8 protein-coding genes and 1 rRNA gene are annotated in these 10,511 nt (G+C 52.1%); all 9 read left to right on the top strand.

Annotated features, from left to right (window positions below; genetic code table 11):
* The first annotated feature begins 190 nt into the window (after positions 1-190).
* Positions 191-478: an Asp-tRNA(Asn)/Glu-tRNA(Gln) amidotransferase subunit GatC gene (gene gatC, locus F1379_RS29305; protein WP_150276015.1), complete on the top strand. Its 288-nt coding sequence runs from the start codon at positions 191-193 to the stop codon at positions 476-478.
* 23 nt (positions 479-501) lie between these two features.
* Entirely contained in the window at positions 502-1,959 is a 1,458-nt protein-coding gene (gene gatA, locus F1379_RS29300; RefSeq protein ID WP_150276014.1) for an Asp-tRNA(Asn)/Glu-tRNA(Gln) amidotransferase subunit GatA, read from the top strand.
* 35 nt (positions 1,960-1,994) lie between these two features.
* On the top strand, positions 1,995-3,428 hold the full coding sequence (gatB, locus tag F1379_RS29295; RefSeq protein WP_150276013.1) for an Asp-tRNA(Asn)/Glu-tRNA(Gln) amidotransferase subunit GatB: 1,434 nt from the start codon (positions 1,995-1,997) through the stop codon (positions 3,426-3,428).
* A gap of 104 nt (positions 3,429-3,532) precedes the next feature.
* Complete coding sequence (locus F1379_RS29290; RefSeq protein ID WP_150276017.1) at positions 3,533-3,997, top strand: GNAT family N-acetyltransferase; 465 nt, start codon at positions 3,533-3,535, stop codon at positions 3,995-3,997.
* Between the two features lie 41 nt (positions 3,998-4,038).
* Entirely contained in the window at positions 4,039-5,958 is a 1,920-nt protein-coding gene (locus F1379_RS29285) for a DUF4097 family beta strand repeat-containing protein (RefSeq protein WP_239004859.1), read from the top strand.
* A 125-nt stretch (positions 5,959-6,083) separates the two neighbouring features.
* A complete protein-coding gene (locus F1379_RS29280) occupies positions 6,084-6,515 on the top strand; it encodes a Fur family transcriptional regulator (protein WP_150276012.1) in 432 nt (143 codons plus the stop codon).
* A 243-nt stretch (positions 6,516-6,758) separates the two neighbouring features.
* The gene (locus F1379_RS29275; RefSeq protein WP_239004860.1) at positions 6,759-8,453 is read left to right on the top strand and encodes a glycosyl hydrolase family 18 protein; all 1,695 of its coding nucleotides are present in this window, start codon (positions 6,759-6,761) and stop codon (positions 8,451-8,453) included.
* A gap of 254 nt (positions 8,454-8,707) precedes the next feature.
* Positions 8,708-9,583, top strand: coding sequence for a nucleotidyltransferase-like protein (locus tag F1379_RS29270; RefSeq protein ID WP_162551318.1), 876 nt, complete (start codon positions 8,708-8,710; stop codon positions 9,581-9,583).
* Positions 9,584-10,138: 555 nt separating this feature from the next.
* Positions 10,139-10,511, top strand: a 16S ribosomal RNA gene (locus F1379_RS29265); the annotation flags it as partial.

Below are 10,511 nucleotides of genomic sequence, written 5' to 3'. Positions count from 1 at the left end.
CAATTGTATGGTCAGGCTAGCGTCTTTAGGCGCAGTTTGGCAACAAGGGGTTATACCCCTAGAGCAAACCACCCGTTGGACGGGTGGTCCTGATTATCATTCCTAGCTCATTGAATTGTCCAGGCTTCTACAATATAATTAAAAACGTTATCCGGGCGCTTTAGCCCTTTAAACAGGAGGGATATTTACGATGAGCATTACCGTCAAAGATGTGCAGCATGTGGCCAAGCTGGCCCGTCTGCAGTTAAGCCCGGAAGAAGAGGCTGTTTTTACCGAACAAATGAATGCCATTTTACAATATGCCGAGAAACTCAATGAGCTTAATACGGATGATGTTAAGCCCACGACCCATGTGCTGCATGTCAGCAATGTGATGCGTGAGGATGTCGTCAAGGAAAGCGTTACCCAGGAAGCCGCCCTTCTGAATGCCCCTGAGGATGAAGAAGGCCAATTCAAGGTACCTGCGGTGCTGGAGTAACCCACCTGAGAGGAGGAAGAAAATTGAGTCTGTTTCACTATCGATTGCCCGAAGTACATAATCTGCTGCAAGGCAAGGAGATTTCGGTCGGAGAGCTGACCGAGGAAGCCTTCAAGAATATTGCCGCCCGCGATAGCCGGGTGCATGCGTTCTTAACTCTGAATGAAGAGGAGGCCAAGCTGACGGCGCGTGCGCTGGACGACAAGCTGGCCTCCGGTGCCGCACGCGGCCTGCTGTTTGGCCTTCCTGCTGGCATCAAGGACAATATCTCTACCAAAGGACTCCGCACGACCTGCGCCAGCCAGTTTCTGGACAACTTCCAGCCGATTTACGATGCAACCGTGATGACGAAGCTGCGCCAGGCAGATACAGTGACGATTGGCAAGCTGAATATGGACGAGTTCGCTATGGGCGGCTCGAACGAAAACTCCAGCTACGGGCCTGTACGCAACCCTTGGGATCTGGAACGCGTTCCCGGCGGCAGCAGCGGCGGCTCGGCAGCAGCGGTAGCCTCCGGCGAGGTGTTCTTCGCCTTGGGCTCCGACACCGGCGGCTCGATCCGCCAGCCGGCCTCCTACTGCGGCGTGGTCGGCTTAAAGCCTACCTACGGCCTGGTTTCGCGTTACGGGCTGGTGGCCTTTGCTTCCTCGCTGGATCAAATCGGCCCGCTGACGCGGAATGTCGAAGATTCTGCCTACGTGCTGCAAGCCATTGCCGGCTATGACCCGCAGGACTCCACTTCCGCGAAAGTGGATATTCCTGATTACCTCAGTGCGCTGACCGGAGATATCCGCGGCCTGAAGATCGCCGTGCCGAAGGAATATATCGGCGAAGGCGTAGACCCTGCCGTCCGTGAATCCGTGCTCGCCGCACTCAAGGTGCTGGAGGGATTGGGCGCGGTCTGGGAAGAAGTCTCCTTGCCGCACACCGAATATGCGGTAGCCGCTTATTACTTGCTGGCTTCTTCAGAGGCATCCTCCAACCTGGCCCGCTTTGACGGGGTTCGCTATGGCGTACGAGTCGATGATGGCGGCGGTCTGCTGGATCTGTACCACCGCTCGCGCAGCCAGGGCTTCGGCCCTGAAGTTAAACGCCGGATAATGCTGGGAACCTATGCCCTTAGCTCGGGCTATTATGATGCCTATTACCTGAAGGCACAGAAGGTACGCACCCTGATCAAGCAGGACTTCGACGACGTATTCCAAAAGTATGACGTGGTTATCGGACCGACCGCCCCGACTACGGCCTTCAAGCTCGGATCGCAGACGGAGGACCCGCTTACCATGTATTTAAATGATATTTTGACCATTCCGGTCAGCCTGGCAGGTATACCTGCCGTCAGCGTCCCTTGCGGCTTTGCCGAAGGACTGCCGGTTGGACTGCAGATCATCGGCAAGGAATTCGATGAGACTACCCTTTTGCGTGTAGCACATGCTTACGAGCAGAATACGGAACATCATAAAGCCCGGCCACAGTTCTAACTTGCGGTCTTCTTAAGGAGGGAGAAGGAACATTTATGTCTAAATACGAAACAGTCATCGGGCTGGAGGTTCACGTTGAGCTTCATACCAAGTCCAAAATCTTCTGCGGCTGCTCCACCGAATTCGGCGCACCGCCCAATACGCATACCTGCCCTGTCTGTCTCGGGCATCCCGGCGTGCTGCCGGTATTGAACCGGCAGGCGGTGGAGTATGCGATGAAGGCGGCGATGGCACTGAACTGCACCATCGGCGATGTCAGCAAATTCGACCGCAAAAATTATTTCTACCCCGATTCACCCAAAGCCTATCAGATTTCGCAGTATGAACAGCCTATCGGACTTAACGGCTGGATCGATATTGAAGTGAACGGTGAGACCAAGCGGATCGGCATCACCCGCCTGCATCTGGAAGAGGACGCAGGCAAGCTGACCCACGTAGACGGTGGATTTGCTTCGTTGGTGGACTTCAACCGGGTAGGTACGCCGCTGATCGAAATCGTCTCCGAACCGGACCTGCGTTCGCCGGAGGAAGCCCGCGCCTATCTGGAGAAGATCCGCGCGATCATGCAATACTGCGATGTCTCCGATGTGAAGATGGAAGAAGGCTCAATGCGCTGTGACGCGAACATCAGCCTGCGGCCGTCGGGTCAGCAGGAGTTCGGCATCCGTGCGGAGCTGAAGAATATGAACTCTTTCCGCGGCGTGCTGCGCGGCTTGGAGTTCGAACAGGTACGCCAGGCGGAGATTCTGGATGACGGCGGTGTCGTCGTGCAGGAGACCCGCCGCTGGGATGAGGCCCAGGGTAAGACCTTCTCTATGCGCGGCAAAGAAGAAGCGCATGATTACCGCTATTTCCCTGATCCCGATCTGATCGTCCTGCATATTGACGATGCCTGGAAGGAATCGATCCGCGTTACGATTCCGGAGCTTCCCGATGCACGCAAGTCGCGTTACGCTGAAGAATTCGGCCTGACCGCCTACGATGCCGGTGTGCTCACCTCTTCGAAGCCGCTCGCGGACTTCTTTGAGGGCAGCCTCGCCTTTACCAAGGATGCTAAGGCAGTAGCAAACTGGATGATGGGCGACCTGCTCGGTTATCTGAACAGCAACAATTTGGAGCTGCCTCAAGTGAAGATTACACCGCAGGGCCTGGGCGAGATGATCGGCCTGATTTCGGCGGGAACGATCAGCAGCAAGATTGCCAAGACCGTCTTCAAGGAGATGCTGGAGAGCGGCAAGCTGCCGGGCGTCATCGTGGAAGAACAAGGACTGGTGCAGATTAGTGACGAAGGTGCCATTAAAGCGATTGTGGAGTCCGTTGTAGCGGCTAATCCGCAATCCGTGGAAGACTACAAGGCCGGCAAACAGAAGGCCATCGGCTTCCTGGTTGGACAAGTGATGAAGGAAAGCAAGGGCAAGGCAAACCCGGGACTGGTGAACTCGCTGCTGGCTGAACTTTTGAACGCCTAAAGCCCTGTTTTTGGGTAATAAACTATAGGAACTACTGCACTCAGGGCTTGTCGGCAACGGCAGGCCCTGCTGCGGCATACAAGGGGATCGTGGCAATGACAACGATAATAACCAGACTGGATTTGCAGGATGATTATACAGTGGATCAATTGTGGAGTCTGCAGCATAAAGCCTATCGTCTTGAGGCGGAACTGATTGGCTTTCGCGAGATTCCTCCCTTGCTGGAGACCCGGGAGATCCTGAGAAGCGCCAGAGAGGCTTTCTACGGGCGACATGACGAGCAGGAGGAGTTATTGGGAGCCGTGGCGGTGCTGGAAGAAACACCGGGCAGCCTGACGGTGACACGCATGATGGTTAATCCGGAATGCTTCCGCCAGGGAGTTGCCGGAAGTTTGCTCGAATATCTTTTTGCCGAATATTCAGAAATGAAGCAGTTTATTGTATCTACCGGCAAGCTTAATGCCCCCGCAGTGGCTCTATACACCAAATATGGTTTTGTTCCTGTCTCTGCCGAGGAGGTAGCGCCAGGCGTGGAGCTTATTGAATTTCACCGCAGCGGGCGCAATTAAAGTGCAGCAATGCAACTATGAATTGAAAGGAGGAGACCCTTATGACCTCGGAATCCCAGGATGAATCTGTGCTGCAGCTGACTCCAGAGAACCAGCCGGATGCAACCGGAGGAGAGGGCGGCGGGGAAGAGGTAGCGCCTGTTATAATACCGCGTCGTCAGAAACGCCGTCCCCGCAAAAGCAAGTTCCTCGCAGGATTGCTCGCTGCTCTTTTACCCGGAACAGGACATCTCTATCTGGGGCTTCTCCGCAAGGGGATTTCCGTGATTTTTATTATCCTGCTGGACATTTCCGCTTTGCTGTATTTCTCCTCCATTGGCATGCAGATCAATGTGCCGCTGTTAATTTTGCTGGCACTTCTGATTCCGGTGATCTATTTTTATAACCTTTTTGATGTGCTTCAATCGGCGGACCGTCTTTTGCGTGCCTACGATAGCCAGGCCCTCGCGCTTCCAGATGATACGGTTAAGCATAAGGGGCGGCGTTCCTTTATCAGTGAGCCGGGAATATCCTTTGGCCTGATGCTGCTCGTCGGAGGTATCATGCTGTTCCTGTTCCGCTTGAGGCCCCTGTGGCTGCAGACCTTTATCGAGAATGATGCGGGAATAGCCGTGTCAGCTGCTCTGCTGGCTGGGGGTCTGCTATTGGCTGTCCGTGAGATCTCCAAGGTATGGATGACGCGCCGGGCGGGCAGATTACCGGCCCGCCGGGTCGGCAGGTATACAGCTGCTGCCGTTCTGGCCGGAGTAGGCGCCCTGCTGCTTCTGGACTCCATGTACGAGACCGAGCGGATGCTGCAATTGCTGAAATGGTGGCCGCTTATTCCTGTACTCTGGGGGATTGAATATGTGCTGATCGGCTTTATTGCGCGCCGCAGAGCCAAGGGTCAACCCCGGCGGAGATCCCGTATGGATTTGCGCGGAGTGTTGTCCTCCGTCATCCTTGCTGCAAGTGTCTTTCTGGTCGCTGAGCAGGAGCAATATCTGCATGTATGGAACAAGGTCAGTCTGAATTTGACTGCAGCGGCGGTCGATTACGGAGAAGCCGAAGGGAGCCGGTTCGAGAAGGCGCCCCTTATTGTGCCTGTAGAGCTAAACACCTCCAAAATTACAGTTGACGGCATCAACGGTGACATTCTCGTTCACCGGGCTGCGGTAGAGGATGTGGAGATCACGGCAACCGTGTGGGTTGATCAGCTGGAGGGGGTGCAGGCCGAAGCGATTTCGGAGCAATCCTTTGTGGAGGTGGCCGAAGGGGCTACAATCAAGATTACTCCGCAAGGCAGGGCTTACGGGGAATCCGGCAAGCGTCAGCCGCGGATGGATCTGGATATCTCTTTGCCCGAAGACCGCCGCTTTAATCTGGATATCCGGACGATGAACGGGGACATCACCCTGCAGAACGTAGAAGCCATTAAGGACATCTCTTTGGAGACGGGCAACGGTGAGCTGATCCTTCACCGCATTTTCGGCAATGTGAAAGGAAAAACATTGAACGGTGCGGTACGGGCAAGGGCGGTGAACGGCGATGTAGAACTTGCGACCAGCGGCGGGAGCATGGATGCCTGGGAGGTAGCGGGCTCACTGAAGCTGTCAACGGCCGTAGGCAATATTTCGGCAACGGATAGCGGTGCAGACATGAATCTGTCCAGTAAGAACGGAAATCTCGTGGTTAACGGAGCCAGGTCAGGGCTGCAGGCGGAATCCCTAAACGGTACGATCAGTATCCGTTCGGCTGATTTCGGGGGCGATTGGGATGTATACAGCGCTGTCGGGGACATCGACTTGGCTTTGCCTGCTGAAGGGAATTATGAGGTGGAGGGATCGAGCGGATACGGCAATATATTTTCCGAGATTCCCGGCCTGACTATCGACAAAAAATCGATTTCCGGTACAGTCGGCAATGGTGAATTCAAGCTGCGTGTGGAAGGAAACAGCAACCTAAATGTGAGGATATATTGAAAAAAACAATTTTTATTATATAATAATAAATATAAACGGAAGGTTCCGTTGACAACTGGAAAAGTATGGTCTTACAATGAGCTGTAGAATTAAATTTGTGTTTTTATTTAAAGGCGGTGGAATTGATGGGTAGTGGCGTACAACATGCATTGGAACAACTGAAAACTACCGGTGTCCGCATTACGCCCCAGCGTCATGCGATCCTTACTTATCTGATGGAATCGCTGAATCACCCAACGGCAGATGATATTTACCGTGCACTTGAGCCGCAATTTCCGAGTATGAGCGTAGCGACCGTATACAACAACCTCAAGATGTTCATGGAGGCGGGCATGGTCCGCGAACTGACCTACGGCGATAGTTCCAGCCGGTTTGATGCCAATGTATCGGATCATTACCATGTCATCTGCCAGGAATGCGGTAAGATTGAAGATTTCAGCTATCCGTCGCTTCATGAGGTGGAAGAACGAGCTGAACAGGCAACCGGCTTCAAAATCCATGGACTGCGCATGGAACTGCACGGGATTTGCCCAAGCTGCAGCAGCAAGCATCACTGAGTTACCAAGAAATATCTAATGAACACTGGATTAACGTGGGCGACCGGTAAGGGTTCTCACGTTTTTTTGTTATTGCCTGGCAGCAGAGAAGCTGGAGGTTGGCCTTACTAAATTTTGCCGCACCTACCAGTCAAATAGCGCAACCAAAAGGGCTTTAATCACGTATACTTACAATTGACCGTTCCATTATACTTTCTATTATTTGGAGGATATATTTTGAGCAGAAAACAAAGTCACAGGCGTATGAAAAAGCGCGGAAGCCGTTTTCGCCGGTTTGTCCTATTGGCCGTTATCGCAGCAGCAGTATACTGGGTTGTTTTTTATGTTTTGCCGAACCGTTCTCATATAGATCCTGATTGGAGGGGGTTGGAACAGCCTGTTTTTGTAGGGGGAAAGCTTACCGGCTACTCGGCTTCGGGTACTGGAGACAGTCTGCTGCTGCCGTTACCGTTATTACAGGGATATGTCGATGAGGCCATTCGTTATGAAGAAGAGACGAAATCAGTTATTTTGACCACGGCGAGCGAGCTGTTGTATATGCAGGAGAATACGACAGAGGCAAGCCTCAATAACCAGCCGCTTCAGCTACGTTTGGCGCCCGAAGAGCAGGACGGCGTTACGTATCTTCCGGCAGATACACTTAAAGAACTATACGGATTTGAAATCCATGAAGATACCCTTACAGGTGCCGTGCTGCTGATGACTGCAGGGGAGAGTGTTCCTTTGGGCAAAGTCAAAGGCGAAGCGGGCGACCGGACGCGGGCACTGCGCAATGAACCGTCCATTCATGCGCCGATAGTTGCAGATATGCCGCCGGGTGATGTAGTCAGGGTCTGGAATTCAGATTTTGTGGATTGGCTGTATGTACAGATGGACAGCGGTTATGCGGGATATGTTAAAGCAGGGGATATACTTTCTGCCGGCACCAAGACTGTAGAGCCCCAGGAAAGTGAACCGACACGTGCGGAACGTAGCTGGAAGGGCAAGCCCGTCAATATGTTCTGGGAAGCAGTCTATGAGAATAAGCCGAATCCATCCAAGTTCGGAGAATTGCCGGGGGTTAATGTGACCAGTCCGACCTGGTTCAGTATCGTTGACACGAATGGTAATGTACGCGCAAAGGCTGACAAAGCCTATGTGGATTGGGCACATCAGCGGGGAATGGAGGTCTGGGGACTTCTGAGCAACAGTTTTGAAGCTGATCTTACCACCGAAGCACTTTCTACCTATGACAGACGCATGAATACGATTGTACAAATGCTTGAATATGCCGATCTTTATGATCTGGATGGCATCAACATCGACTTTGAAAATGTCTATACCAAGGATGGCCCCAATGTTACGCAGTTTATGCGTGAGCTTAAGCCGATGGCCCAGGCGAAGAACCTGATCGTCTCCATTGACGTCACTCCAAAATCGAACAGTGAGATGTGGTCGCTGTTTCTGGACCGGAGGGCGCTGGGAGAGGTAGTGGATTTTATGATGGTGATGGCTTATGACGAGCATTGGGCATCGAGTCCGACGGCCGGTTCGGTGGCTTCGCTGCCTTGGGTAGAGAATTCTGTAAGCAGAATTATTGAAGAGGATGGAGTGCCTGCCGAGAAGCTGGTCCTGGGTGTACCTCTTTATACGCGAATCTGGTCCGAAACAACAGAGAATGGAGAAACCAAAGTAAGCTCCAAGGCTGTCAGCATGAATGCGGTGCAGGAAATCATCAGTGAGAAGAAGCTTATCCCCAAGCTTGACGCGGAAGCAGGGCAGCATTATGTCGAGTACAAGGAAGAAGGCGTTCTTCGCAAAATATGGATTGAGGACAAGCTCTCCCTGGATGTCAGGGTGGCGCTTGCCAAGGAATATGGGCTGGGTGGCGTTGCTGCGTGGAACCGCAGCTTCGGCAATGCGGAAGCCTGGGAAGCTTTACAGAAAATTACGCAATAGCCATTATCTTAGAAAGGGGCTCTTCAGGGGGCCTCTTTCGCTATGTTCAGAGAGTTTTCAGTGACGGTCCGGATAATAGCATGAATAACTGATTTGTTAGGTGTAACAAGCAGCTTTTGGTTTGATGAGCTATAGCTCCCAATAAAATATAGTTCGATTGTCCAGAAGGAACTGACATCCACACGTAGAATATTTCTATTTAAGACCGAGGATAACAGTAGGGGCGCAAATCGCCAAATTTGATGGAGGGAATTATGGAACTGTCTAATTTGACCCTAATGAGCGGAGAAACGTTCGATGACAATGTCCTGGGTGCTGTAGCTTTGCGGCAGCAGGGTAAGGCTCCTTTTCAAAGCGCACTCCTTCACGATTATGATATGGTGGTACTGATGCTGCATGAGGAACAAGAGCGGGAGCGGATTATCACTCATACAATAGCCGGGGAGAAGCGTACGCAGACTGTCCACGTCCGGATGTCGGAGCTGAAGAAGGCTGTTATGGCCGGAGATAACAACGAACTGCTTACCAGTCTGGTAGCCGGCGAAGTGATCTGGGACCCCCAGGGTATACTAGGGGAGATGCGGCACGAAATTTCCGACTTTCAGGGGGCGCTCAAAGAGCGGATCATGTTTATGGAATACGCCCGTTTTTTGCATATGTATGTGAAATCCAGACGTTATCTGGAAGTGGGCTGCACAATGGATGCGTACAACTGTGTGCTTATGGCGTTGTACCACTGGGCTAGAATTGAGGTTGGCGAGGCCGGATATTTTCCCGATCCTGCGATCTGGGAGCAAGTAAAGAGCATGAATTCTCCTGTGCATAAACTTTATGAGGAATTGACTGTCAGCACCGAAACGCTGGAACAGCGGGTGGAACTGATAATGCTGGCGTGTGAGTTCGCACTGATGTCAAAGGCAGCAGATTGCTGTGCTTTGCTGATGGAGATTCTAAGAAGCCGCAAAGGAGCATGGAGCATCAATGAACTGCTGCAGCATTCTGCACTCAGCCATCTGGAAGCTGAACTGCCGTTAGTGTTGCGCAAGCTGGTGTCCCGTTCAATGGTCAGAGAAATCACTTCGTGGGCTGACGACTCCGGTGACGGACATGTTATCCGTTACACAATGTAATTTCAGATAGACATAATGCAGCGCAACTATAATAAATGGTTGATATTTTTATATGGGGCGTTACATTGGAGAGAGGCTATGGACTCTCTTTTTTTAATGGGCTGGCAAGGATTCGGGCTCCGGCAAAACCCCTTAATAAGCACCATGTGCTGGCCTGCTTTGTGGAGCATTTCAGTTGTCCTGGCAACCGTGAACAGCTGACCAATATTTGTAGTTGACTCATATGTAACTGCTGTGTTAAATTATAACTCGTCCCTCCGACACGGAGAACTGCTGAGAAGCAAACGGAAATCAGCCCCGAATAAGAAATTCAAAAAAAGGGTTGACTAAAACGAGGGCAACGTGATATATTATAAAAGTCGCCGCTGACAAACGGCGGTGAAGAAAAAAGAGACATTGATCTTTGAAAACTGAACAACGAGTGAGTATCGGAAATCACTTTATTGGTTTCAATAAAAGTGATTCCAAAATGAGAATTTATTCTCGTCAGTTTCAAAATGAGCTATCAGCTTATTCAATAAAGTTCTGAACGGTTAACGCCGATTCGGGACAACCTTATTGGAGAGTTTGATCCTGGCTCAGGACGAACGCTGGCGGCGTGCCTAATACATGCAAGTCGAGCGGAGTTATGAGGGAGTTTGCTCCTGATTAGCTTAGCGGCGGACGGGTGAGTAACACGTAGGCAACCTGCCCCTTGGACTGGGATAACTACCGGAAACGGTAGCTAATACCGGATAATTTCTTCTGCTGCATGGCGGAAGAATGAAAGGCGGAGCAATCTGTCACTAAGGGATGGGCCTGCGGCGCATTAGCTAGTTGGTGGGGTAACGGCCCACCAAGGCGACGATGCGTAGCCGACCTGAGAGGGTGAACGGCCACACTGGGACTGAGACACGGCCCAGACTCCTACGGGAGGCAGCAGTAGGGA

The sequence above is a fragment of the Paenibacillus tepidiphilus genome (genome assembly GCF_008635795.1).
In the GTDB taxonomy this organism is placed as follows: Bacteria; Bacillota; Bacilli; order Paenibacillales; family Paenibacillaceae; genus Paenibacillus_AQ; species Paenibacillus_AQ tepidiphilus.
This window is presented reverse-complemented; position numbering and strand designations above follow the sequence as displayed.